Here is a 24,002-nt window from a genome sequence, read left to right as displayed (position 1 = left end):
TGAGATTACGATGGCTCGACGGCCGACAGCCGTCGGGCCATACGCTGATCCTGTGGCGGGCGACCCGCAGGGCGGATCGAAGCGGCCCGGCCCGCGCGGTCGCCGCCAGGCGTCACGGTTGCAGCGATTTCAACGCCGCCAGGGCGATTTCATCGTCGTGGGCCGGGGTGTCGGCGCTGATGCCGATGGCGCCTGCCACCTGGCCTTCAAGCCGAATGGGCTGGCCGCCTTTCATCATGACCAGGCCTGCGGTGATGGCTGCAGCACGTCCGCCGTTGATGCCTTTTTCCAGATCGTCGGACGGGCGTTTGAACAACGCCGAGGTTTTGGCTTTACCCTGCGCCAGGTCGACACCCGAGACCACCGGTGCGCCATCCATCCGCGCCGTCAGGATTGCCCAGCCGCCGTCATCGACCACCGCGACTGCGCACGGCCAGCCGTGTTCACTGGCGAATTGCTGCGCGGCCTGGACCAGATGGTTGGCGGTTTCCAGGTTCAAGGTTGCCTTGTGAGTAATGGCGGTGGCCGTTGACGCTGCACTGGCCATGGGGGCGACGACACCAGCCAGGATTAGCACGATAAAGGGTTTCAGGAACATGGTGGATCTACCTGCAATGGGTTGAACACCAGCTTAGCGCGAACCCACAGCAGGTAATCACAGTGATGCGGTCCTATCATTACCTCACAGGTAATACGACTTGGCTGGCGCGGGTATGGCCAGCACGCTGGCATAGAACCCGCGGGACCGGGCAGGATCGTGTATAACGCCTGCGGCCCAAACGTGGGCGGGGTTTTTCGGGCGGGAAGGGGCAGTCGTTGAACGAACACACATTGTCCAGGCGCCTTGAGCGGGTGGCGGCGCAGGTGCCTGAGGGGGCGCGCCTGGCGGATATCGGCTCCGATCACGGCTATCTGCCGGTAGCGTTGATGCGCCGGGGCGTGATCACGGCGGCGGTGGCCGGGGAAGTGGCGTTGACGCCGTTTCGGTCGGCGACGCGTACCGTGCAAGAGAACGGCCTGGAGCAGCAGATCAGCGTGCGTCTGGCGGATGGGCTGGAAGCGGTGGAACCGGCGGACGGAATCACGGCCATCAGCGTCTGCGGCATGGGCGGCGAGACCATTCGCGACATCCTCGACCAGGGCAAGACGCGCCTGAGCGGCCAGGAGCGGCTGATTCTGCAGCCTAATGGGGGCGAGCAGCCGTTGCGACAGTGGTTGATGGACCATGATTACCGCATCGTCTGCGAGGAGCTGCTGCGGGAGAACCGCTTCGATTACGAAATCATCGTCGCCGAACCTACCGGACCCGTGCAGTACAGCGCCGAGGCACTGTACTTTGGGCCACTGCAGATGCAGGCCCGCAGCCCGACGTTTTTGCGCAAATGGCAGCGGATGCTCAAGCAGAAGCAGCGCACGCTTGCCAGCTTCGCCCACGCGCGGCAGGCGGTGCCCGCAGAGAAAGTCCAGGAAGTGACCCAGCAGGCGCAGTGGATCCGCGAGTTGCTGGCCTGATCCGCCATTACCACCGGGTTGGCAGTGGGTCGCGATTAGCGCAGCGCCGTAGTTCAACCTGTGGGAGCGGACCTGTCCGCGAATAGGCCCGTCCATTCGACACCTCTCTGGTGACTAATGAATCGCCTTCGCGAACAAGTTCGCTCCTACAGAAGGTGCGTGTCTTGCGCAGGGACTGTTTATGGTTCCCGCGCTCTGTCTGCTAACCCGATCACGGCGCACCCACGCAGCGCGCGGGTACGATCAGAAGCGATGGACGCAGGCTTGCCTGTTAGTAACGCTCAAGCCAGTGGGCGTACGGCGCTGGCAGGGTCCAGGACGCTTTTTCGACGCCCAGTTCCTTGGCGGCAAAGTACGGCCAGTGCGGATCGGCCAGGTGGGCGCGTCCTACCGACACCAGGTCCAGCTGACCCGATTCGACAGCGGTGTGTGCCAGTTGCGGCGTGCCGAAACCCCAGGCGGACGTTACCGGCAGGCCGGTTTCGCGGCGCACGCGTTCGGCGATCGGGCCCATGAAGGCCGGGCCCCACGGAATGTTGGTGTCAGGGATGGTGAAGCCGACGCTCACGCTCAGCAGATCCAGGCCGCCGTCTTTGAAACGACGCGCCAGTTCGATGGATTCCACCAGCGTCTGCTCGTCGCGGCCGTCGTATTCGATCACGCCCAGGCGCGCGGTCAGTGGCAGGTTTTCCGGCCAGACTTCACGCACGGCCGCCAGGGTTTCCAGCAGGAAACGGCTGCGGTTGTCGAAGCTGCCGCCGTAGGCGTCGGTGCGCTGGTTGGAGTGCTCGGAGAAGAAGCTCTGGGCCAGGTAGCCGTGGGCAAAGTGCAGCTCGATCCACTCAAAGCCTGCATCCCGTGCCCGGCGGGCTGCGTCGACGAAGTCCTGACGCACGCGGGCGATGTCTTCCAGGGTCATGGCCTCTGGCACTTGCGGCAGGTTGGCGCCGAAGGCGATGGCGGAAGGGGCCAGGGTCTTCCAGCTGCGCGGGTCGGTGGCGGCCATGTGGTCGTCGCCTTCCCACGGACGATTGGCGCTGGCCTTGCGACCGGCGTGGGCGATCTGTATGCCGGGCACGGAGCCGGCGGCCTTGATCGCCTTGACCACGGGCACGAAGGCCTGGGCGTGTTCGTCGCTCCAGATACCGGCGCAGCCCGGGGTGATGCGGCCTTCAGGGGAAACGGCAGTAGCTTCCACCACCACCAGACCGGCGCCGCCGCGGGCCATGCCGGCAATGTGCACCTGGTGCCAGTCGTTGATCACGCCGTCGTCGGCCATGTACTGGCACATCGGCGGAATGGCGATTCGGTTACGCAGGGTGACGTCTTTGAGGGTGAACGGTTCAAACAGGGCGGACATCGTGTTACTCCGGAAGAAAGGGAATGATCAGTCATTTCGCTTGTTCGATAGTATTCGAAGTATGGCGTAAATTGAAACCCCTGTTATCATGCCGGCCATGCGCCCCTTCAAACACCCATCGCCCTCCGACTTCGCCCTTGAGCGTGTTCTTCTCGCCCTCAGCGACCCTGTCCGCCTCGAAATTGTCCGCTGCCTGGCGGCGGTCGCCGAGGCGTCTTGCGGCGAACTGGACGGCGGACGGCCCAAATCCAGCATGTCCCACCACTTCCGGGTGCTGCGCGACGCCGGGCTGGTGCAGACCCGCAACGTGGGCACGACGCACATGAACGCGCTGCGCAGTGAGGAACTGGAGGAGCGTTTTCCGGGCCTGCTGAACAGCATCCTCGCGCAAGCCTGAGCCAACCCGCTAAAACCAAACGCCCGCCATGAAGGCGGGCTTTTTTGTGGTGAATCACCTGAACGGTCGAGCAATCGCGCTTACGTTCTGAACTGCATGACCAACTGGTTGAGCCCTACCGCCAGTTGCGACAATTCGCTGCTGGCCGCCGACGTCTGGTTGGCAGCTGCCGAGGTTTGCATCGACAGGTCACGCACGCTGGTGAGGTTGCGATCCACTTCCCGCGCGACTTGCGCCTGTTCTTCGGTCGCGGCGGCAATGTTCAGGTTGCGTTCGTTGATCTGGACGATGGCCGCGGTGATCTCACCCAGCGCCAGGCCGGCGGCTTCGGCCACGTCCAGGCTGGCCCGGGCCCGGTCGCTGCTCTGACCCATGGCCGTCACTGCCTTGTTGGCGCCGGTCTGGATCGAGGCGATCATCTTCTCGATCTCGGCGGTGGACTGTTGTGTGCGGTGCGCCAGGGCCCGGACTTCGTCGGCCACCACCGCAAAACCGCGCCCTGCATCGCCTGCGCGGGCGGCTTCGATGGCGGCATTGAGCGCCAACAGGTTGGTTTGATCGGCGATGCTGCGGATCACGTCCAGCACGCCGCTGATGCTGCGCACTTCCGTGGCCAGCCCGTCCATCTCAACCGCCGAAGCGCCCACGGCTTCATGCAGTTCGTTGATCACGCTGACGGTTTCGTCCACCCGCTGGCGACCGTTTTTCGCGGCGTCGCTGGATTCCGTGGCGGCGGTCGAGGCAAGGGCAGCGTTACGCGCCACTTCTTCCACCGCTGCACTCATCTGATTGATGGCGGTGGCGGCCTGGTTGATTTCATCGTTCTGGCGCTGAACGCTGTGCAGGGAGTCGGCGGTCACGGCGGTCATTTCTTCCGACGTGGACGCCAGCTGATGAGAGGACTCGCCCAGCTTCTCCAGGGTGAGGCGCAGGTTCTGTTGCATGACCGACAGGGCCGCCAACAGCCGGCCCGGCTCGTCGGAGCCGTCCACGGCAATCGGTTTGCTCAGGTCATTGGACGCAATCTGCTGAGCCACGGTCAGCGCCTTGGCGATGGGGGCCACCAGGCTGCGGGTGAACACGGCCGCCAGGGCCAGGGTGGCGACGAGGGCGATCAGAATCGCGGCGATCACCACATTGCGCGCCTGGTCGTAGGTGTCGTCGGCTTCGGTGTTGGAGCGCTCCATCTTCAGCTTCGCCAGGTGGGAGATGGTCGCGATGTCCTTGGCCAGCAGATCGGCCGCCTGAGTCTGCTCGCCGGTGGGCTGGGTCATGGCGGTGATGAGGTCATCGCGATTTTGCGCCACCGCGTCCAGGAAGCGGCTATGTACGGCGAGATACGCCAGCATGTCGCGCTCCATCTCCTGGTAGGCGGCCTGGCCTGTTTCGGTGAGTAACAGCGGTTTGAGGCGTTTGACGTCGGCGTCGAGGACGCTGCGGCCCTGATTGATGCGAGCCAGGGAGCTGTCGGCCGACGCTTTGGTCTGCGCAGCCCGCAGGCCGGTGTTGCCCAGGCGGATGGTCAGCAGGTCGGTCTTGATGTCGGCGATGACCATCAGGGTGGGCAACACGTTGTCTTGCAGGCCCTGCCGCGCGTCCTGGAGCTTGGACGATTGCAGCAGGGAAAATAAGCCAAGGGCGGTGATGAGAACAGCGAAGAACCCGAAACACATCAGTGATCGGGGGGCAATGTTGAGGCTTCTGAGGTTCATGTTCGGGCGGTCCGTCAATATATGGATACCACGCTATCGACCTGAACCGTTTCAGCTTGAAGGCATATCGGCAACATTTTTGGCGCAAATGCACTTCGCCCCCCGAAAACGCTGCGCTACCGCCTGATCCCTTCGTATCTCATATCCGTTCGGATCTCATTTGCAGTTGCCGGCTTTCTGATAACCCGCCGCCCGCGCCGCCGCTTCGGAGCCGAAGCTCACCCGATTCTTTGCCGACACCTTGTCGTAACTGGGGCAGCCCACAGGCAGGTGGTACAGATGGCTGTTCTTGTTGCCGATGATCGCGGTACCGGCAGCAGAACTGACCACTTGCGGTATTGAAGCGGCGCCTGGCGTTTTGCCGGGCAGGGCGCTGACCACGCCTTCTCCCACGGGCTTATAGCCTTGAGTCCACGTCCGTTGGCCGGTCACGAACGGATTGCCATGGCCCATGATCGCGGCAATCCGCGTGTTTCGTTCCCGCTCCCAGGGCGTGGCCGGAAATTGCTTGTCCCAGGCCATGAGCAGCTGTTGCTGCTGGCGCGACATGTTCAGCTTGTACTGATCGAACATGTAGAACGTGGTCCGGGCGACCAGCCCTTTCACTTCGTCCCGAGGCTCGGCGGCGCGCTGCTGGAAATCAATCCGGGTCTTGCATTGGCCGTATTGCGGGGCCACGCCCGTGGCCATGCCGTAGTTGAAATTGTTGCGGTCGCCGTTCACTTCGCCCACGGCCGGGTACAGGTTGAACAGGTCGGCCTCCATGGCGCGAAAGACCGGGTCGTCCTGGTCGCAGTGCTCACGGCCGCCGTTCTGCCAGCATTGGCGCTGGTGACCGAATGTCCAGGCCGGCACGATGTGTTCCCATTCGGTGCGGTCTGAGCGGGTTTCCTGTTTTCTGGGCTCAAGCCCGCAGGAGGCGGGGTCGATACGACCGCCGGATTTACCCACCCACGTCCATTTGCACCCGCAATACAGATCGCCCATGGCGCTGCTGCCCTGGTCCGGATAGACCTTTTGTCGGGCGACGACCTTGGCTTCAGAGAAGGTGGCGGGGGGTGTGGCAAAGGCGGGGAGGATGACCGACAGCGACAGGGTTAACGCAAGCAGAAATCTGTTCATGGGGACCGCAGTGGCAAAGTGAGCCGCGCAGTATACCGGTGCCGTGGGCCATCGCTGGCCATTGTGTTTCAGGGTGGACTGTTCACGGCCCGTGCCGCAGGGGTGACTTCAGATTCAGGGAAACTTTCGGCACGGCAGGGGTCGGTAGGTGAGCAGGCCGGATCCGCGTGACGCGGTTCAGCCCTTCATCTAGCCAATCGAGCAAGGAACCCCCCTGATGACCCGTCAAAAACACCTTCCCCGTCTGGCGTTCGCCGCGCTGTGTGCCCTGAGCAGCGTCGTCTTCGCCGCCGAGCAGCCGTCGGTGACCATTGACCGTCCCGGCGCCGGGTTAAAAGAGTTGAAGAAGGGCGACAACCTGCCCGACCAGTACCAGCGCGAAAGCCTGGGGCTCAAGGATTGGCAAAAGCGCCACCTGAGCGCGCCCGGCAAGAACCAGCAGTGGGTCGAGGTGTACGACAAATACGCGCTGGTGGATGTCCCGACCGGCACCATCGTGGAAATGATTGAAAAGTCCAAAGCCGGCCATTGATTCGGCACCATCGTGCGCGCCGGCCGGGTGTCATGCCGTGCTCGGCGCTGCACTGCTGCTGCGCACCGCCAGGGTGAACGGCAGCACCACCCGCCGTTCGCCGATGTCCCGCCCCTCGATCAGGGCGATGAGCAGGTGCACCGCCTGTTCACCAAACGCCTCCGCCGGCTGGGAAACGGTTGTCAGCGGCGGGTCGCTGTAGGCTGCCATCGGAATATCGTCAAAGCCCACCACCGATATGTCCTCGGGCACCCGCAACCCGGCCTGCTTGATGCGCTTCAAGGCGCCGATGGCCATTTCGTCGTTTTCGCAGAACAGCGCCGTGGGCCGTGTCGGCAGCGCCAGCATCAGCGCGGCGCCTTCAAACCCGGCGTTGAGCGTGAAGTCACCGCGGCAGATCAGCGTCGGGTCCGGGGCAATCCCGGCCTGCTGCAACGCTGCCTGGTAACCGGCCACACGATCTTGGGTCAGGGGGCTGCTGATGGGCCCCTTGATCAGGGCGATCCGGCGGTGGCCCAGCTCAATCAGGTGTTCGGTCATCGCCTTGGCCGCAGCGTGGTTGTCCAGGGTGATGGTGGGGAAGGCCGCGTCCTTGACCACCTCGCAGGCATTGACCATGGGCGGCGCGCTCTGGTTGGGGGCGCTGCTGTCGAAGGGGTCCCGTGCCCGCAACTGGATGACGCCGTCGGCCTGATGGGCGTAGACCAATTCTGCAAATTGCCGCTCGATGGCGTCGCGACCCAGGGTGTCGCACAGCAGCAGACGATAACCGGCGGCCTGCGCGGCCTCTTGCGCGCCGCGAATCACTCGGGCGAAGAAGGTGTTGCTGATGTCCGGCACCAGAATCACCAGGTTGCCGGTCTTGCGGGAGCGGAACTGGATGGCCATGAGGTTGGGCCGGTACCTGGCCTGTTCGACGGCGGCATTCACTTTGTCCCGGGTCTCGGGCAGCACCTGCTCGGGGGACCTCAGGGTTCTGGACACCGTGGCCACCGACACGCCGGCCAGCCGGGCTACTTCGCGGATGTTGGACACGGTGACCTCAATCGCAAGGGATATGGCGCCGAGCTTACCTCAGCTTCAGCAAGGCTGTGCGGCCTGATCATTCGCCGCCCAGCGCGGGGTGCGGCGTTGCCACCTGTAGCGCCATGCCGCCGAACGAGGCGCTGGCGTCCACGTAGCGCAGCGCCGATTTCATGTCCTTCCAGCCGACGTAGGTCATCAGCGACTTGATGTCCCAGCCATTGGCCGACGCCCAGGTGGCGAATCCTCGACGCATGGAGTGACTGCTGTAGGCGGCGGCCGGCACCCCGGCCTGCTGGAAAATCCGTCGCAGCATCGGGATCAGGCTGGTGGCGTTGATGCCGGCGTCCCCCAGGTTGCCCCAGCGGTCTAGCTTTCTGAACACCGGGCCATGGGCGATGCCGGCGACGGTGATCCAATTGATATAGGCCGCCACCGGGCACAGCTTTTTCAGCGCCGGCGTGTGGAAGGTGGTGCCCCGGTTTTGCCGGTCACCTTTGCTGTGGGGCAGGTAGAAGGTGATGCCTGCGCCGGCCTGGGCCTGGATGTTCTCCACCTGCAACCGGGCCAGCTCGTCGCCGCGAAACCCCCGCCAGAAGCCGATCAGCACCAGAGCGATGTCCCGCCGGCAGCGCATCACGGTGTTTACATCCTGCTTGATCGACGCCGCCGCAGCCTCGCGCTCCAGCCAGGTCACCGCTTGGTCCAGGTGAGTCAGCAGCAGCGGGGTGGCCTGCTTTTGTTGAGCCGGGTGCAGCGCGCGAATGCCCTTGAGCATCCTTCGCACCGTCGGGGCTTTGGTCGGGTCCGGAAACCCTTGGCTGATGTGCCACTGGGCGAGGGCGGCCAGCCGCTGCCGAAGGGTGCTGATGGCGTGCTTGTCCGCGTATTCGGCCAGGTAGCGAACGATGCTGTCCCCGGTGGCCGGCAGAAAGCCGCCCCACGTCACTTCGAAGTGTTCCGCCGCCGCTTGATAGCTCTTGCGGGTGTTCTCCCGGGTGCCTGCTTCCAGGTAACGCGCTGCCTTGTTCGTTTCGCTCATTTTTCTTGGCCGTTTCGTTGATCTGTACGTCTGGGATCGTTGCGGAAGAGGTTTTTGCAGGCTAACACAGAATAACGCTTCATTATTTGCTGTAAGAAAGTTCTTCTTTTGGAGTGAGAAACTACGCTAACGTAGTACGTAAATACGTGGTACGTACCACATTACGAAATTGTAGGAGAGACCATGGCCCGTGGCGGCGTGAACAAGGCAACGGTGCAGACAGCGCGGGATTCGTTGCTGGCCCGGGGCGAAAACCCCAGCATCGACGCGGTACGGGTCGAGCTGGGAAACACGGGTTCGAAATCCACGATTCATCGCTATCTGAAGGAAATCGACGCCCACGATCCGCGTCCGAAGGGGTCTTCCCAGCAGGTCAGCGACGAGTTGACGGCATTGGTCAGCAGCCTGCTGGCACGCTTGCTGGAGGAGGGCGCCGAAGTCACCGCCCAGGCTCAGGCGCGCTTTGATCAGCAGCGCGTCGAGCTGGAAGCACAACAGGAAGAAGCCCGTGCCGAGTTGGCTGCGCTGCAAAGCCGGTTCGACGCGCAACGTGCCGCGCTGGACGTGCAGACCGGCGAACTCCAGACCTCGCAATCGAGCCTGCAATCGGAACTGACCCGCAACGCACGGCTGAGCCAGCACTGCGCAGACCTTGAAGTGCGGGTGCAGGAGAAGGACGAGCAGGTGCGCTCCCTGGAGGAAAAACACCTGCACGCACGGGATGCGCTTGAGCATTACCGCAACGCCGTCAAGGAACAGCGCGAGCAGGAACTGCGTCGGCATGAAGGTCAGTTGCAACAGGTGCAGGTCGAGTTGCGCCAGCTTCAGCAGATGCAGGTGGTCAAGCAGGACGAACTGACCCGCTTGAACCGAGACAACGAACGCCTGCTGGCCGAGGCGCGCCAGCAGGGCAAGGCCGTCAGCTCGCTGGAAGCCGCCAACCAGCGGCTGACGGGGCAGATCACCGCCCTGCAGACCACCGTCGCCAAGGCCGAAGGCGCCAAAGACATGCTGCAGGCACACATCGCGCAGCTCCGGGACGAAGCGAAAGCGCTGGCCACGGACATGGCGACGGAAGTGGCGCTGGCCAACGAAAAGGCCTCGGAGGCGGCGGCGCTGCTGGACTCAGCCAATGCTGCGCTGGAGACATTGCGGCAGGAGACGCCGGGTCAAGCGCGCCATGCACCAGACCTGTAGGCGCGGAACTGGCGACGTCATTCATCGCCTGACACGCCGCATCGCAGCCTTCGGCGGCTCGGCAGCTCCTACAGGGGAAATGTGTTCGCCTGACATATGGCTTCGCGAACAAGTTCGCGCCTGCGGGGAATGGGCGGCGCGGCGCAATCTGCGGCTGAACGCTGATCTCGTGGGAGCGGACCTGTCCGCGAAGAGGGCGGTACATACGGCGGATGTCTGTCGCCTGACACACCGGCTTCGCGAACAAGTTCGCTCCTACAGGTTTGTTGATCGTGCCCACGCTCCGCGTGGGCATGCAGTCAATGACGCGCCGCGTCACCGGGACGCGGAGCGTCCGGATCGCGGTTACCACGCAGAGCGTGGGAACCACCGCAGTTCCGCGCAGCGCCGTTGCCTGCGCCGGGCACAGAACCTGTAGGAGCGAACTTGTTCGCGAAGAGGTCGGTACAGGCGCCATGTGCTCAGCCGATCAGCAGCGCACGCAAGTCCGCCACGTCTTTGAGCTGTTCCAGGTGGTTGATCTGGTCGATCAGGCGCTCGGCGCGTTCCGTGCCGATGACCGGCGCAATCAGGTCCCGCACTTTGGCGTTCACCGCTTCCACCGATAACGGATTCTCCCGGGTGCCCGACGGGAAACGGGTGTGGTGGGTCACGACGGTGCCGTCTGTCCGGGTCACGCTGACCTTGGCGCCGCGTGGCGCCGCCGGGTCGTCCAGGGCAGGGTCGGCCAGCACTTTGATCCTGGCCCGCTGCGCCATCAGCGCCGGGTCGTGCATCAGCGCCAGGTCATGGCTGTCGGCAAACGACACCCGGCCTTTGACCAGGGCCAGCGCCACCATGTGGGCACAGTTCACGTCGGGCATGGCGCTGTCGCCGACGATCCCCACCGCGTCGCTGGGCACCCGGACTTCGACGCTCTTGACGTTGTCCGGGGTCAGCCCGTGTTCCTGGCGCAGGCTGAGCATGGCGTCGAGGGGCGACTGGATCGGGTAGCCGACCGAGTAGGTCTTGATCGCGGTGTCCACCACAAAGAAACGCTGGCCCAGGCCGTCCAGCAACTGTTGCGGCTGCGGCTGGGTGGACAGGGCGATCAGCAGATTGTGAGTGCCGTCCAGTACATCGGCCACGCCGGTCATGCCGGCCTGGACCATGGTCACCGCCTGGACCCCGTTGCGCGCGCCCATGCCTGCGAAGTCGAACGCCTTCTCGATGTGATCGTGATCCTTAACCCAACTCCAGAGCCCCGACTCCTGCTGCGCCGCGTAGGACAGGGCATAGCGCGTATTCATCTCGTCCAGCCCGGCCAGCGACGCCGCCGCACCGACCGCACCAAAGGTCGCGGCCGTGCCTTCAGCGCTGCGATGGGACCCGCGTACAAGGTCCGGCCCCAGGGCCATCAGCAGGCGACAGCCCGTGTCATAGCCCAGCGCCACCGCCCGCATGAACGCCTCGCCGCTGCTGTGCTGCGATTCGCCCATGGCCAGCGCGGCCGGGACCACGGAGCTGCCCGGATGAGCCTTGGTCACCGGCTCGAAATCGTCGGTCTCGTCGGAATGGGCACACATCGCATTGGCCAGCGCCGCATTGATGACCGTGGTCCGGAACTGAGAACCTACCACTGAGGCCTGTTGGGTGCCGCCCAGGCTTTCTACATAGCGGATGGCCAATTGTCCCGGACGCATCTGCGAGCCGGAAATCATGGCGCCGAGGGAATCGAGGATGTGGTTCTTGCAGGCCACGGCAACCGCCTCTGGCAGCGGCATCCCCCGTGACGCCACCATGTAGCGGGCCAGTTGCGCCGTGACGTCGCTGGGGGGATCGGCCGCCAGCAGCAACCGGCAAGGGGTCAACCCCACGGCGAGCAGCGCGCTGCCCTGTAACACCCGACGGCGGGACCACGACAGTTCGTTCATAAGCCTCCCATGCCCGCCGCATCAGGGCGGGACGAATTATTGTTGTGATGAGCTGCAACCTGATACGACTTGCTCAGACCGTTGCCGTCGCCCCCTTGGCAATCTCCGCAGCCGAGGGCAGCGTTTCGACGTCCCGGCACAAGCGAATCAATTGCTGAGCCTGGTTGTCGGCCAGGATGCCTTTGGCCAGGTCGAGGAATTTGGCTTCCAGCTGCGCATCGCTCATGGGCACTTCAACGCTGCCGATCGCATGTTCGATGAATTTATGCAGCGTGCGGCCATCGGTGAGGGTGATGGTCATGTCCACCTGTTCGGGCTTGATCGCCGGATCGATGGTCGCCACCACCCGGTCACGCACTTTGATCACGGTGGGGTCCAGCACTGCCTGATCGCTGTACTGCCGCTCGCCCGCCGCGCCCTGGACGAGGGCCACCGCCACCGAGTGGTAAATGCTGAACTTGCCTTCAAGTCCGATCTGCGGGGTTTTCTTGCCGGTGAGCTCGATGACCAACGGGTGCACCTTCAGCTCCACTTTGGCGATCTGGTCCGGGGTCAGTTTGTTTTCATTGCGCAGTTGAATGGCCGCATCGATGGACGGGTGAATGACGATGCCGCAGGCGAACGGCTTGTAGGTATTGAGTGTGGATTCGTAGTGGCTGCCCAGGCCGTCGGTGATCTGGCTGAAGTCCTGCTTGGTGCTGATGGTGTGGGCCCAGCCACGCTTGGCTTCGATCATGGCGTCGGAACTGGTGTAGTTCTGTTGCGCCAGTAGCGCCGCAAACAGCCCGTTGCTGGCCGCGCGCCCGGGGTTGAAGCTTTTGTTCATGGAGCCGAAGGATTCTCGCAGCCCCACCGGTTGCGACGCGGCAAGGCCCAGCGCCCAGACCATCTGCTGCTCGGTCAGCCCCAGCAGTTTGCCGGCCGCCGCGGCAGCGCCGAACACGCCGGCGGTGCCGGTGATGTGCCAGCCGACATCGTAGTGATTGGGGTAGACCGAATTGCCGATGCGCAGCTCGGTTTCAACACCCAACACCAGCGCGTTGAGAAATTCCTTACCGGTCACCGGCTTGTATTCCGACAGCGCCAGGATCGCTGACACCACGGGACCGGCCGGGTGGATGATGGTCTTCAGGTGCGTGTCGTCGAAGTCGAAGATGTGGCTGGACACGCCGTTGATGAAGGCGGCGTTCATGATGTCGAAGCGTTCGTTGCGGCCCAGCAGACTGGCCTGCTCCGGCCCGGAAAACGGCTTGAGCGCCGCGATGGCCCGCTGGACGGTTTCGTGGCGGGAACCGCCGACGGCCACGCCGACCCAGTTCAACAGGGTGCGGCAGCCTTCCTTGCGCACATTGGCCGGCAAGTCCTCGTAGCGGGCCTTGACCAGAAACGCAGCCAGGGTGCGGGTGACGCCTTTGCCGTCGGCTTCAGTGGAGCTGGCCGCAGCAGCGGCGTCGGGGGAAGCAGGTGTCTTGGCAAAAGCCGAGCCGACCAGGCCGGGTGCGGCGGCAGCGACGGACGTGATGGCGCCGGCCTTCAGCAGTGTGCGGCGGTTGAATGAACTCATGGGTGCTCCTGTGGTTGTGATTGTGGGATGCACGCGTGCTTGCGCACCGGTCGATCATGAGGCACAACTTCGCTTAAGTTAATTGCAATAATCTGTGGGACTTATGCATGGCCAACATGAATGTAGAGATGGGCGACCTGCGGGCGCTGGTGGCGGTGGCCGAGCTGGGCAGTTTCAGTGCGGCGGCCAGGGAGCTGCACCTGTCGCAGCCGGCGCTGTCACGGCGCATCTCGAAACTGGAAGCCAACCTGGGCGTGCGCCTGGTGGAACGCACCACACGCCGGGTTGAACTGACCGCCACCGGACGTGACTTCGCGCGCAAGGCCCGTCAGGTGGTCAATACCTTTGAAGAATCCTTGCTGGGCATCGGCGAGGGGACCGGCCGGATTCGCGGTGAAGTGACCGTCGCCTGCGTGCCGACTGCGGTGAAACAGTGCCTGCTGGACGTGGTGAAAGCCTATCGGCAGCGGTATCCGCAGATCCTGGTGCGGGTGCTGGACGACGGCGCCAGTGATGTGTTGTCCACCGTGGTGCGCAACGAAGCGGACTTCGGCATCAATTACATTGGCGTGCAGGAAGCGAACCTGGAGTTCATCCCGATCTTTAAGGAACAGTTCGTGATGGTCTGCCGCCATGACCATGCGCTGGCGTCCCGCGCCCACGTGACCTGGGCCGAATTGAAGAAGCACGATTACATCGCGGTGACCAAGGCCAGCGGCAACCGGCTGCTGCTGGACCTGGCGCTGGCCGATATCCCGGACTTGCCTGAACCGATCTGTGAAGCCCGCCACGTGCGCACCGTGGTCGACATGGTGGTCGCCGGGCTGGGCGTCGCGGCCGTGCCGGCACTGGCGGTCCTGCCGCATTTCGCCGAGCCAGCCCTGCGCGCCATTCCCCTGACCCGGCCCACCGTCCATCGCACCATCGGCCTGATCAAGCGCCGGGGCAGGGTGCTTTCCCCGGCGGCCGAGCGTTTGTATCAGATGATCACCGAGGCCACCGGCGAAACCGCGCGGTAATGCCCCTGAAACGCCCGTGCCCAGGGCCTGGCGGGCAGTGCCGGGGACGTCAGCAGTGTGTAAATAATCTGCAAAGGTGGCCGTGGCGGGTTGTTCGTTAAGGCTGCGCAAGGCTAAATGTCGCAACAATTCGAAACATCCTCCCGCTTGAATCCTGTGGCCTGCCCGGATCTGCGCCGCGGTGTCCGCTTAAAACGGCCGCGCGGTGCCGATGGTCGTGTGCCCAGCGTCAAGCCGTTGGCCGTTTCATCCAGAGTTTCTGATTCCTAGCCCTTTGCCCCCACAGAAGTATTCAATGACCCAGATTTCGGCAGCCCGCTCACGCAAGCGCCTTGTCATCGCGCTCCTGATAGCCGCAGCCATTGGCGCTGTCTTTGTCTACGTCAGGCACACCCCGTCCACCCCGGTCAGCACCCAGGCAGGCAGCGCCGCCGCCACCGCCAGCGCGCCGGGTGGTCGTCACGGCGGGCCGGGCATGACCGACCCCAATGCGGCGGTCAGTGTCGCGGTCGGTACGGCGGGCACCGCCGATGTGCCGGTGATCGAACAGGCCTTGGGCACGGTCATTCCCAACTACTCGGTCACGGTCACCAGCCGGGTGGACGGCGAATTGATGGCGGTGTATTTCACCGAAGGGCAGTACGTGAAAAAGGGGCAGTTGCTGGCCCAGATTGACCCACGCGCCTATCAGGCCACGCTGGATCAATATCAAGGCGACATGGCGCAGAACCAGGCGCTGCTCAAGAGTGCGCAGCTGACCGTCGAGCGCTACAAGCGCCTGTTCGCCAAGGATTCCATCGCCAAGCAGGACCTGGACACCCAGACCGCCACCGTCGGCCAGTACGCCGGTGCGGTGAAGGCAGATCAGGGGCAGATCGACGCCGCCAGGCTGAATCTGATCTACGCCAAAATTGTTTCGCCCATCGACGGCTACGTCGGCCTGCGACTGGTGGACCCCGGCAACATCGTGGCGTCCAGCAGCACCACCGGCATCGTCACCGTGACCCAGACCAACCCCATCGCCGTGACCTTCAGTTTGCCCCAGGCCCAGCTCGCCAGCCTGCTGCCCAAAGTACGCAAGGGCGAAACCCTGAGCGTTCAGGCCATGGACCAGTTGGGCAACACGCCGCTGGCCACCGGCACGCTGAAATTCATCAGCAACGAAATCGACACCGCCACCGGCAGCATCAAGCTCAAGGCGCTGTTCGCCAACCCGGACGAGAAGCTCTACCCCAACCAGTTCGTCAACGTGAAGCTGACCACCGACACCCTGCGCAACGCCGTGGTGGTGCCGTCGGCCGCCGTGCAACTGAGCAGCGAGGGCGAGTTCCTGTACGTGGTCAAGGACAACAAAGTCAGCCGCCGCAGCATCAAGGTTGGGCCGGTGATGGGTGAGCAAACCGTCGTCACCCAGGGCGTGGACAAGGGCGATCAAGTGGTCACGCGGGGCATCGATCACCTGCGCGAAGGCAGCACGGTCGACATCGAGAAACCGGCCAGCACCGACCTTGCGGCAGGAAAAGCCGCGACGCCGGCCACTGGCACCGTGGCCCCATGAACCCGTCCAGACTGTTCATCCAGCGTCCGGTCGCCACCTTGCTGCTGATGCTGGCGGTGATGCTGGCCGGCATCTTCGCCTACCGCTTGCTGTCCACTTCGGCGCTGCCGGAGGTCGATTACCCGACCATCCAGGTCAGCACGTTGTACCCGGGCGCCAGTTCCAGCGTCCTGGCGTCCGCCGTCACGTCGCCGCTGGAGCGCCAGTTGGGCCAGATGTCCGGCCTGTCGCAGATGTATTCCACCAGTTCGGCCGGGGCGTCGGTGATCACCCTGAAGTTCTCGCTGGACCTGTCCCTGGACGTGGCCGAGCAGGAAGTGCAGGCCGCGATCAACGCCGCCGACAGCCTGCTGCCCAATGACCTGCCCAACCCGCCCACCTACAAGAAGGTCAACCCGGCCGACACCGCCGTGCTGACCTTGGCCGCCACCTCCGACAGTCTGCCGCTGACCCGCGTGCAGGACCTGGTCAACACCCGGGTGGCGCTCAAGCTGTCGCAGATTTCCGGCGTGGGCATGGTCAGTCTGGCCGGCGGTCAGCAGCCGGCGGTGAAGATCGAGGTCAACCCGACGAGCCTCGCGGCCCACGGCCTGACCCTGGAAGACGTCTACGACAAGGTCAACGCCGCCAACGTCAACGGTTCCAAGGGTGGTTTCGACGGCCCGTCGCATTCCATCACCATCGACGCCAACGACCAGCTGCGCGATGCGGTGGAGTACGGCGAGCTGGTGCTGGCCTACGAAAACGGCGCGGCCCTGCGCCTCAAGGACGTCGCCACCACCGCCGAAGCGCCCCAGGACCAATACCTGGCCGCCACCGCCAACGGCCAGCCGGCGATTGTGATCTCGGTGCAGCGACAGCCCGGCGCCAACGTTATCGATGTGGTGGACAGCATCAAGACCAAGCTGTTGACCCTGCAGTCGGCCTTGCCAGACTCGGTCAAGCTCACGGTGATCAGCGACCGCACCCAGACAATCCGCGCCTCGATCAAGGACGTGCAGATCGAACTGCTGTTGTCCATCGGCCTGGTGGTGCTGGTGACCTTTGCCTTCCTCGGCAACTTCACCGCGACCCTGATTCCCAGCCTGGCGGTGCCGCTGTCGCTGGTGGGCACGTTCGGGGTGATGTACCTGGCGGGCTTCAGCATCAACAACCTGACGTTGATGGCCCTGACCGTGGCCACCGGGTTCGTCATCGATGACGCCATCGTGGTGGTGGAGAATATTTCCCGGCACCTGGAGGAGGGCGAAGACCCGATGACCGCGGCCTTCAAGGGCTCCCAGGAAATCGGTTTCACCATCATTTCCCTGACCCTTTCGTTGATCGCCGTGCTGATCCCGCTGCTGTTCATGGGCGACGTGGTCGGGCGCCTGTTTCGCGAGTTCGCCATCACCCTGGCGGTGGCGATCCTGGTGTCGATGGTCATATCCCTGACCCTCACGCCCATGCTCTGCGCCCACCTGCTGCGCCACGTGCCCGACGACGAGAAGGGGCGCTTTGCGGCCTGGGGCGATCGCCAGTACCAGAAGGTGCTGAACGGGTATGACCGCGGTCTGGTGTGGGTGCTGGATCATCAGCGCCTGACGCTGCTGGTGGCGGTCGGCACCGTGGCGCTGACGGCGCTTCTTTATCTGGTGGTGCCCAAGGGGTTTTTCCCGACCCAGGACACGGGCCTGATTCAGGGCTTCACCCGTGCCTCGCAAGACGTGTCATTCAGCGAAATGGCCCGCCGTCAGCAGGCCATGGTTGAGGTGGTGCGTCACGACCCGGCCGTGCAGTCGGTGTCGTCCACCATTGGCGTCGACGGCACCAACAACTCGCTGAACAACAGCCGGCTGCAGATCGACCTCAAGCCGTTCGAAGACCGGGACGACACGGCGACTCAGGTCATCACCCGGCTGGAGAAATCCGCCACGGCGGTGGCCGGTATCCAGCTCAATCTGGTGTCGTCCCAGGACCTCACCGTGGATGACCAACTGACCCCGAGCCAGTACCAGTTCACCCTGGACGATTCGGAAAGCGCCAACCTGTCGGCGCTGGTGCCCAGGATGGTGGAAAAATTGCAGCACCGCGCGCAAATGCGCGACGTCATCGACAACCTGCAGGACCAGGGCCTTGTGGCCTACGTCGAGCTGGACCGGGCTGCGGCCATGCGTTACGGCATCAGCGCCTCGGACGTGGACACCGCGCTGTACAACGCCTTCGGCCAGCGCCTGATTTCCACCATCTTTACCCAGTCCAACCAGTACCGCGTGGTGCTTCAAGTGCCGGGCACGTTCCAGCAATCCCTGGCAGCGTTCGACAACATCTACCTGGCGGCGGTGACCGGCACCACCACGGCATCGACCGCCAGCAGCGCTGCGTCAGTCACCAGCACGGCCACCACGGCCACCACCAGCAGCGCCGCGCAGATGGTGCGCCTGACTGACATCGCCAAGGTCGGCCAGCGCACCGGTTCGCTGTCCCTGAGCCGTCTGGATCAGTTCCCGGCCGTGACCCTGTCGTTCAACCTGGCCGACGGTTACTCGCTGGAGCAGGCACAACAGGCCATCACCGAGGTCATGGCGGAGCTGGACGCGCCGAGCAGCATCACCCTGCGTTACCAGGGCGCGGCGGATGCGTTCCAGCGCGCCACCGGCAACACGCTGTGGCTGATTCTGGCGGCGCTGGTGACCATGTACATCGTGCTCGGCATGCTTTACGAGAGCTTCATTCACCCGGTGACCATCCTCTCGACGCTGCCGTCGGCGGCCATTGGTGCCTTGCTGGCGTTGCTGCTGACCGGCACCGAATTCAGCCTGATCGCCCTGATCGGGGTGGTGCTGTTGATCGGCATCGTGAAAAAGAACGCGATCATGATGATCGACTTCGCCCTCGAAGGACGGCAACAGCAGCGCCTCAATGCGCGCGACGCCATCCACCGCGCGGCGTTGCTGCGCTTGCGGCCGATCCTGATGACCACCCTGGCGGCGCTGTTCGGCGCCTTGCCGCTGATGCTCGCCACCGGCGCCGGTGCCGAGCTGCGGCGGCCGTTGGGCCTGGTGATCGTCGGCGGGCTGTTGCTCAGCCAGGTGCTGACGCTGTTCACCACGCCGGTGATCTACCTGATGTTTGATGGCCTGTCCGAGCGGGCCAAGGCGCGGTTTACTCGGGGCCGTCATCGAGACAGCAACCGGGACAGGGCGCCGGAATGAACCTGTCGCGGCTGTTCATCCGCCGTCCGGTGGCGACCTTGCTCCTGAGCCTGAGCATCACCCTGGCCGGGATCCTCGGTTATAAATTGCTGCCGGTGGCGCCGCTGCCCCAGGTGGATTACCCCACCATCATGGTCAGCGCCTCGTTGCCCGGCGCCAGCCCGGAAACCATGGCGGCTACGGTGGCCACGCCGCTGGAACGCAGCCTCGGGCAGATTGCCGGCATCACCGAAATGACCTCCACCAGCAGTCAGGGCTCCACCACCCTGATCCTGCAATTCGAACTGGACCGCGACATCAACGGCGCGGCCCGGGACGTGCAGGCGGCGATCAACGCATCGCGCGCGCTGTTGCCCAGTTCCATGCCGTCGCTGCCGACGTACCGCAAGGCCAACCCGTCCGAAGCGCCGGTGCTTATGCTGGCGCTGACCTCGTCCACCCGCAGCCCGGGGGAGCTGTACGACCTGGCCTACAGCAAGCTGCAGCAGAAAATCGCCCAGGTGAACGGCGTCGGTGAAGTGTCGGTGCGCGGCGGCGCCTTGCCCGCCGTGCGCATCGACGTGCAGCCCAACCTGCTGATCCACGCCGGCATCTCCCTGGAAACCGTGCGCACCGCCATCAGCAATGCCACTCAGGCCAAGCCCAAGGGGATTCTGCAGGGCGGTGCCCAGAGCTGGGTCATCGACGGCAACGACCAGATCGACAAGGCCGCCGACTACCGGGAACTGGTGATCACCTACCAGAACGGCGCCGCGATCCGCCTGCGGGATGTGGCCAACGTCTATGACTCGGTGGAGGACACCTTCGTCGGCGGCTACTACAACGGCCAGCCCTCGGTGACCCTGGGCGTGACCCGCCAGGCCGGGGCCAACATGCTGCAGACCATCGACAGCATCAAGGCCCTGCTGCCGGAACTGCAACGGGAGATCCCCGGCGACGTGCAACTGATCAGCGTCATCGACCGTGGCCCCACGGTGCGCTCGTCGCTGCACGACACCGAAGAAACCCTGCTGATCGCCACGCTGCTGGTGATTGCCGTGGTCTTCGTGTTCCTGCGCAACGCCCGGGCCACGCTGATTCCGGCGGTGGTGCTGCCGGTGTCGCTGATCGGCACCTGCGCCATCATGTACCTGCTGGGCTACAGCCTCGACAACCTGTCGCTGATGGCGTTGATCATCTGCACAGGGTTCGTGGTGGACGACGCCATCGTCGTGCTGGAAAACATCGCCCGTTATCAGGAGCAGGGCATGCGTCCGCTGCGGGCGGCGTTGATGGGCACCCGGGAAGTGGGCTTCACCGTGTTGTCCATGACCTTGTCGCTGATTGCGGTGTTCATTCCAATCCTGCTGATGGGCGACATCGTGGGCCGGCTGTTTCGCGAGTTCGCCGTGACCCTGAGCATCGCCCTGTGCCTGTCGATGATCGTGTCGTTGAGCCTGACGCCGGTGCTGTGCGTGATGCTGCTGCGTCAACCGCCTCACGATGCCCGACAGCCACGGATTTACCGCTGGATCGAAACCGGGCTAGCGCGGATGCAGGGGGCGTACCTGACGGCGCTGACCTGGGTCATGCGTCACCGGGTGCTGACGATGTTCAGCCTGTTGCTGACCGTGGCGTTCAACGTCTATCTGTACGCCACCGTTGAAAAGGGCTTCTTTCCGGCCCAGGACACCGGGGTGCTGATGGGCGCGGTGCGGGCCGATCAGAACATCTCGTTCCAGGCCCTCAAGCCGCATCTGATGCAGATCGCCCATGACTTGGCCGCCGACCCGGACGTGGAAGCGGTGATGTCGTCCACTGGCAGCGGCCGCGCCGGTTCGCGTAACACCGGCGACTTCTTCATTCGGCTTAAGGATTACAAACAGCGCACCAGCAGCGCCGCCGCCGTGGCCAATCGGCTGACCAAAGCCAACAACAAGGTGGCGGGGATCCAGGTGTTCCTGATGCCGGCCGAGGACATTCGTGTCGGCGGGCGCAGCGCCAACGCCACGTACCAGTTCAGCCTGCAGGCCGACGATCTGGACCTGCTGCGGGTGTGGGCGCCGAAAGTCGAGGCGGCGCTGCGTGGTTTGCCGCAACTGACCGGGATCGATTCCGACTCGCAGACCGGCGGCCAGGAGATGAAGCTGCACATCGACCGCGCCGCCGCCAGCCGGCTGGGGGTGAGTGTCAGCGACATCGACAACCTGCTGAACAATGCCTTCAGCCAGCGCCAGGTCGCGACGCTGTACAAGACCCTCAATCAGTACCACGTGATCATGGGCCTGGACCCGGTCTACACCCGCGACGCCACCATGCTTGAGCGCATGTACGTGATCAGCAGCGACAACCAGCAAGTGCCGCTGACCGCGTTCGCCACCTTCAGCCCGGACAACGCACCGCTGGCAGTCGCTCACCAGGGCCAGTCCGCCACCAGCACCATTGCCTTCAACTTGCAGGACGGGGTGTCGCTGGATCAGGCCACGCTGGCGATCAATGCCGCCGTGGACAAGGTGGGCCTGCCAAGGGACATTCAGTACGGTTTCGCTGGCACCGCCCAGGCCTATGCGGCGCTGGCGGCGAGCATGCCGTGGCTGATCGGCGCGGCCTTGCTGGCGGTGTACATCGTGCTGGGGGTGCTGTACGAAAGTTACATCCACCCGCTGACGATTCTGTCGACTTTGCCCTCGGCCGGGGTCGGCGCGTTGTTGCTGCTCAAGGCGGTGCACATGCAGCTGACAGTGATCGCCTTGATCGGGATTCTGCTGCTGATCGGCATCGTCAAAAAGAACGCCATCATGATGATCGACTTCGCCCTGATGGCCGAGCGCAGCCGCAAGCTGTCGCCGGAGCAGGCCATCATCGAAGCCTGCCGCATGCGCTTCCGGCCGATCATGATGACCACCCTGGCGGCGTTCTTCGGCGCCTTGCCCCTGGCCCTGGGCAGCGGCGGCGATGCCGACCTGCGCAAGCCGCTGGGTGTGGCCATCGCCGGTGGCCTGGTGCTGAGCCAGTTGCTGACCCTGTTCACCACCCCGGTGGTGTACCTCTATCTCGACCGCCTGAGCCGTGCTACCCGGCATTTCTGGCACACGCGTATTCGCCGCACTCACGTGCCCGGCCGACTCAACAGGTTTGAATAAATGAACGCTTTTACGCCGTCCCGCCTCTGTATCGCCGTGCTGCTGGCCAGCAGCCTTTTGGGTGGTTGCATGGTCGGCCCCGACTACCAGACACCCACCGCGCCAATCTCCGCCACGTTCAAGGAAGCCCAGGGCTGGAAGGCGGCCAATCCCCAGGACGAGTTGCCCAAAGGACCGTGGTGGGCGCTTTATCAGGACCGGCAACTGGACGCGCTGGTGGCGCAGGTGCAGCTCAATAACCAGAACGTGGCGGTGTATGCCGCTCAGTACCAACAGGCCCTGGCTTTGGTGCGCCAGTCACGGGCCGAGGAATTCCCGACCCTCACCGGCACGGCGGACAGCACGCGCAGCCAGACGGGCTCCGGGTCATCGTCCAGCAGCAGCGCGGGCGGGGTGAGCAAGCAGCATTCGGCGTCCCTGGACCTGAGCTGGGAAGTGGACATCTGGGGCCGGCTGCGACGCACCAACGAGCAGGACCGCGCCAGCGCCCAGGCCAGCGCGGCCGATCTGGCCAACGCCACGCTCAGTGCGCAGTCGTCCCTGGCCCAGGATTATTTTCAAGCGCGCCTGCTGGATCAGCGCATCGCCCTGTACCGCGAGACCATTGCCGGGTACGAGCGCTACTTGCAGATCATCCAGAACAAGTACGACGAGCAGATTTCCTCCCGCGCGGACCTCGCCACCGGCAAGACCCAACTGCAGAGCGCCCAGGCGTCGATGCTCGACCTGCAATGGCAGCGCGCCCAGTACGAGCACGCCATCGCCTTGCTCATGGGCAAACCGCCGGCGGACTTCACGTTGGCGGCGGACGCCGGCTGGCAGTACCACGTGCCGACCGTGCCGCTGGGTGTGCCGAGCCGTCTGCTGGAACGCCGCCCGGACATCGCGTCCGCCGAGCGGCAGATGGCGGCCGCCAACGCCGCCGTCGGGGTGGCGACCGCGGCGTATTACCCGGATCTGACCCTGAGCGCCAGCGGCGGTTATCAGGGCTCGACGATCAGCAATCTGTTTTCGCTGCCCAATCGGTTCTGGTCCATCGGCCCGAGCCTGACCGGCACGATCCTCGATTTCGGCGCGACCCAGGCCAGCGTGGAACAGGCGCGGCATGCCTACGACGCCACGGTCGCGACCTATCGCCAGACCGTGTTGACGGGGTTGGGGGAAGTAGAGGATTACCTGGTGGAACTGCGCACCCTGGAGCCGGAACTGCAGGCCCGGCGCAATTCGGCGCAGTCGGCCGAAGAGTCGGCGGCGGTCAGCCGCGACCAGTACGAAGCCGGGGTGATCGATTACCTTGACGTCGCCACCACCCAGGCCACCAGCCTCAGCGAACGCCAGACCCTGCTCAACCTGGTCGCCACGCAACTGATCACCAGCGTGCAGCTGCAAGCGGCGCTCGGCGGTTCGTGGAGCGAACAATAGAACACCCCTCCCAGCACAGCGACCGGGCCTGTGGGAGGCAGCTTGCTCGCAATACTGATCGTTCCCACGCTCGGCGTGGTAACGCCTTGCTGTTGGAGCGAGGCTTTCGGCTTCCCGATCCACCGCGTTTGAAGGTTTTGCTGCCGGTCTCCGGCAGATCGCAGGCAAGCCAGCTCCCACGGCCTGCGGCCAGAATCAAAAACCAAACTGCGCCACCGAACCGCTTCTGATCGTTCCCACGCTCCGCGTGGTAACGTTTTTCATGACGCTGCGCGTCGGACGCGGAGCGTCCAAGGCTGCATTCCCACGCGGA

The 24,002-nt window shown here is 64.4% G+C and carries 17 protein-coding genes; 9 read left to right on the top strand and 8 right to left on the bottom strand.

The window, feature by feature from the left end:
* Nucleotides 1–112: 112 nt before the first annotated feature.
* A complete protein-coding gene (locus ABQX22_RS05820; protein ID WP_349797418.1) occupies nucleotides 113–598 on the bottom strand; it encodes a GlcG/HbpS family heme-binding protein in 486 nt (161 codons plus the stop codon).
* Nucleotides 599–816: 218 nt separating this feature from the next.
* Between ABQX22_RS05820 and ABQX22_RS05815 the strand changes: the two genes are divergently transcribed.
* On the top strand, nucleotides 817–1,512 hold the full coding sequence (locus ABQX22_RS05815) for a tRNA (adenine(22)-N(1))-methyltransferase (protein ID WP_349797416.1): 696 nt from the start codon (nucleotides 817–819) through the stop codon (nucleotides 1,510–1,512).
* A gap of 271 nt (nucleotides 1,513–1,783) precedes the next feature.
* Here the strand turns inward: ABQX22_RS05815 and ABQX22_RS05810 are convergent, their stop codons facing one another.
* The gene (locus ABQX22_RS05810) at nucleotides 1,784–2,872 is read right to left on the bottom strand and encodes an NADH:flavin oxidoreductase/NADH oxidase (RefSeq protein ID WP_349797414.1); all 1,089 of its coding nucleotides are present in this window, start codon (nucleotides 2,870–2,872) and stop codon (nucleotides 1,784–1,786) included.
* Between the two features lie 97 nt (nucleotides 2,873–2,969).
* On the opposite strand from ABQX22_RS05810, the gene ABQX22_RS05805 reads away from it, so the two are divergent.
* Nucleotides 2,970–3,269 carry an ArsR/SmtB family transcription factor gene (locus tag ABQX22_RS05805; RefSeq protein WP_349797412.1) on the top strand — a complete coding sequence of 100 codons (300 nt, stop codon included), beginning with the start codon at nucleotides 2,970–2,972 and terminating at the stop codon, nucleotides 3,267–3,269.
* A gap of 80 nt (nucleotides 3,270–3,349) precedes the next feature.
* Here the strand turns inward: ABQX22_RS05805 and ABQX22_RS05800 are convergent, their stop codons facing one another.
* Nucleotides 3,350–4,981, bottom strand: a complete 1,632-nt coding sequence (locus tag ABQX22_RS05800; protein ID WP_349797411.1) for a methyl-accepting chemotaxis protein — start codon at nucleotides 4,979–4,981, stop codon at nucleotides 3,350–3,352.
* A 156-nt stretch (nucleotides 4,982–5,137) separates the two neighbouring features.
* On the bottom strand, nucleotides 5,138–6,103 hold the full coding sequence (locus ABQX22_RS05795; protein ID WP_349797409.1) for an endonuclease: 966 nt from the start codon (nucleotides 6,101–6,103) through the stop codon (nucleotides 5,138–5,140).
* Nucleotides 6,104–6,320: 217 nt separating this feature from the next.
* On the opposite strand from ABQX22_RS05795, the gene ABQX22_RS05790 reads away from it, so the two are divergent.
* Nucleotides 6,321–6,635, top strand: coding sequence for an RcnB family protein (locus ABQX22_RS05790; RefSeq protein WP_349797407.1), 315 nt, complete (start codon nucleotides 6,321–6,323; stop codon nucleotides 6,633–6,635).
* A gap of 30 nt (nucleotides 6,636–6,665) precedes the next feature.
* Here the strand turns inward: ABQX22_RS05790 and ABQX22_RS05785 are convergent, their stop codons facing one another.
* Both ABQX22_RS05785 and ABQX22_RS05780 read right to left on the bottom strand, forming a co-directional pair.
* On the bottom strand, nucleotides 6,666–7,670 hold the full coding sequence (locus ABQX22_RS05785; RefSeq protein ID WP_349797405.1) for a LacI family DNA-binding transcriptional regulator: 1,005 nt from the start codon (nucleotides 7,668–7,670) through the stop codon (nucleotides 6,666–6,668).
* A 67-nt stretch (nucleotides 7,671–7,737) separates the two neighbouring features.
* Nucleotides 7,738–8,700: a site-specific integrase gene (locus ABQX22_RS05780; protein ID WP_349797403.1), complete on the bottom strand. Its 963-nt coding sequence runs from the start codon at nucleotides 8,698–8,700 to the stop codon at nucleotides 7,738–7,740.
* A gap of 183 nt (nucleotides 8,701–8,883) precedes the next feature.
* Here ABQX22_RS05780 and ABQX22_RS05775 point away from each other — a divergent pair, with 183 nt between their 5' ends.
* Nucleotides 8,884–9,897 carry a DNA-binding protein gene (locus ABQX22_RS05775; RefSeq protein WP_349797401.1) on the top strand — a complete coding sequence of 338 codons (1,014 nt, stop codon included), beginning with the start codon at nucleotides 8,884–8,886 and terminating at the stop codon, nucleotides 9,895–9,897.
* A 461-nt stretch (nucleotides 9,898–10,358) separates the two neighbouring features.
* On the opposite strand, the gene ABQX22_RS05770 is transcribed toward ABQX22_RS05775, so the two are convergent.
* The gene (locus ABQX22_RS05770; RefSeq protein ID WP_349797399.1) at nucleotides 10,359–11,810 is read right to left on the bottom strand and encodes an MmgE/PrpD family protein; all 1,452 of its coding nucleotides are present in this window, start codon (nucleotides 11,808–11,810) and stop codon (nucleotides 10,359–10,361) included.
* A gap of 73 nt (nucleotides 11,811–11,883) precedes the next feature.
* Nucleotides 11,884–13,374, bottom strand: a complete 1,491-nt coding sequence (locus tag ABQX22_RS05765) for an MmgE/PrpD family protein (RefSeq protein WP_349797397.1) — start codon at nucleotides 13,372–13,374, stop codon at nucleotides 11,884–11,886.
* Between the two features lie 107 nt (nucleotides 13,375–13,481).
* Here ABQX22_RS05765 and ABQX22_RS05760 point away from each other — a divergent pair, with 107 nt between their 5' ends.
* The 5 genes from ABQX22_RS05760 (at nucleotide 13,482) to ABQX22_RS05740 (ending at nucleotide 23,689) form a co-directional block, all read left to right on the top strand.
* Nucleotides 13,482–14,393 (top strand): LysR family transcriptional regulator, encoded by a 912-nt coding sequence (locus ABQX22_RS05760; protein ID WP_349797395.1) that lies wholly within the window; start codon nucleotides 13,482–13,484, stop codon nucleotides 14,391–14,393.
* Nucleotides 14,394–14,688: 295 nt separating this feature from the next.
* Nucleotides 14,689–15,951 carry an MdtA/MuxA family multidrug efflux RND transporter periplasmic adaptor subunit gene (locus ABQX22_RS05755; protein WP_349797393.1) on the top strand — a complete coding sequence of 421 codons (1,263 nt, stop codon included), beginning with the start codon at nucleotides 14,689–14,691 and terminating at the stop codon, nucleotides 15,949–15,951.
* Nucleotides 15,948–19,145 (top strand): efflux RND transporter permease subunit, encoded by a 3,198-nt coding sequence (locus ABQX22_RS05750; protein WP_349797391.1) that lies wholly within the window; start codon nucleotides 15,948–15,950, stop codon nucleotides 19,143–19,145. Before ABQX22_RS05755 ends, ABQX22_RS05750 begins: the two co-directional genes overlap by 4 nt.
* A complete protein-coding gene (locus ABQX22_RS05745) occupies nucleotides 19,142–22,267 on the top strand; it encodes an efflux RND transporter permease subunit (RefSeq protein WP_349797389.1) in 3,126 nt (1,041 codons plus the stop codon). Before ABQX22_RS05750 ends, ABQX22_RS05745 begins: the two co-directional genes overlap by 4 nt.
* Nucleotides 22,268–23,689 carry an efflux transporter outer membrane subunit gene (locus tag ABQX22_RS05740; RefSeq protein ID WP_349797388.1) on the top strand — a complete coding sequence of 474 codons (1,422 nt, stop codon included), beginning with the start codon at nucleotides 22,268–22,270 and terminating at the stop codon, nucleotides 23,687–23,689. It abuts the gene before it with no gap.
* Nucleotides 23,690–24,002 lie beyond the last annotated feature (313 nt).

The sequence above is a fragment of the Xanthomonas sp. WHRI 1810A genome (assembly GCF_040202885.1).
GTDB lineage: Bacteria > Pseudomonadota > Gammaproteobacteria > Pseudomonadales > Pseudomonadaceae > Aquipseudomonas.
This window is presented reverse-complemented; position numbering and strand designations above follow the sequence as displayed.

What these genes read in the sequence shown, in the direction of transcription:
- ABQX22_RS05820 (WP_349797418.1), bottom strand. Translation starts at nt 598, where the DNA reads ATGTTCCTGAAACCCTTTATCGTGCTAATCCTGGCTGGTGTCGTCGCC.
- ABQX22_RS05810 (WP_349797414.1), bottom strand. Translation starts at nt 2,872, where the DNA reads ATGTCCGCCCTGTTTGAACCGTTCACCCTCAAAGACGTCACCCTGCGT.
- ABQX22_RS05805 (WP_349797412.1), top strand. Translation starts at nt 2,970, where the DNA reads ATGCGCCCCTTCAAACACCCATCGCCCTCCGACTTCGCCCTTGAGCGT.
- ABQX22_RS05800 (WP_349797411.1), bottom strand. Translation starts at nt 4,981, where the DNA reads ATGAACCTCAGAAGCCTCAACATTGCCCCCCGATCACTGATGTGTTTC.
- ABQX22_RS05795 (WP_349797409.1), bottom strand. Translation starts at nt 6,103, where the DNA reads ATGAACAGATTTCTGCTTGCGTTAACCCTGTCGCTGTCGGTCATCCTC.
- ABQX22_RS05790 (WP_349797407.1), top strand. Translation starts at nt 6,321, where the DNA reads ATGACCCGTCAAAAACACCTTCCCCGTCTGGCGTTCGCCGCGCTGTGT.
- ABQX22_RS05780 (WP_349797403.1), bottom strand. Translation starts at nt 8,700, where the DNA reads ATGAGCGAAACGAACAAGGCAGCGCGTTACCTGGAAGCAGGCACCCGG.
- ABQX22_RS05775 (WP_349797401.1), top strand. Translation starts at nt 8,884, where the DNA reads ATGGCCCGTGGCGGCGTGAACAAGGCAACGGTGCAGACAGCGCGGGAT.
- ABQX22_RS05770 (WP_349797399.1), bottom strand. Translation starts at nt 11,810, where the DNA reads ATGAACGAACTGTCGTGGTCCCGCCGTCGGGTGTTACAGGGCAGCGCG.
- ABQX22_RS05765 (WP_349797397.1), bottom strand. Translation starts at nt 13,374, where the DNA reads ATGAGTTCATTCAACCGCCGCACACTGCTGAAGGCCGGCGCCATCACG.
- ABQX22_RS05760 (WP_349797395.1), top strand. Translation starts at nt 13,482, where the DNA reads ATGGCCAACATGAATGTAGAGATGGGCGACCTGCGGGCGCTGGTGGCG.
- ABQX22_RS05755 (WP_349797393.1), top strand. Translation starts at nt 14,689, where the DNA reads ATGACCCAGATTTCGGCAGCCCGCTCACGCAAGCGCCTTGTCATCGCG.
- ABQX22_RS05750 (WP_349797391.1), top strand. Translation starts at nt 15,948, where the DNA reads ATGAACCCGTCCAGACTGTTCATCCAGCGTCCGGTCGCCACCTTGCTG.
- ABQX22_RS05745 (WP_349797389.1), top strand. Translation starts at nt 19,142, where the DNA reads ATGAACCTGTCGCGGCTGTTCATCCGCCGTCCGGTGGCGACCTTGCTC.
- ABQX22_RS05740 (WP_349797388.1), top strand. Translation starts at nt 22,268, where the DNA reads ATGAACGCTTTTACGCCGTCCCGCCTCTGTATCGCCGTGCTGCTGGCC.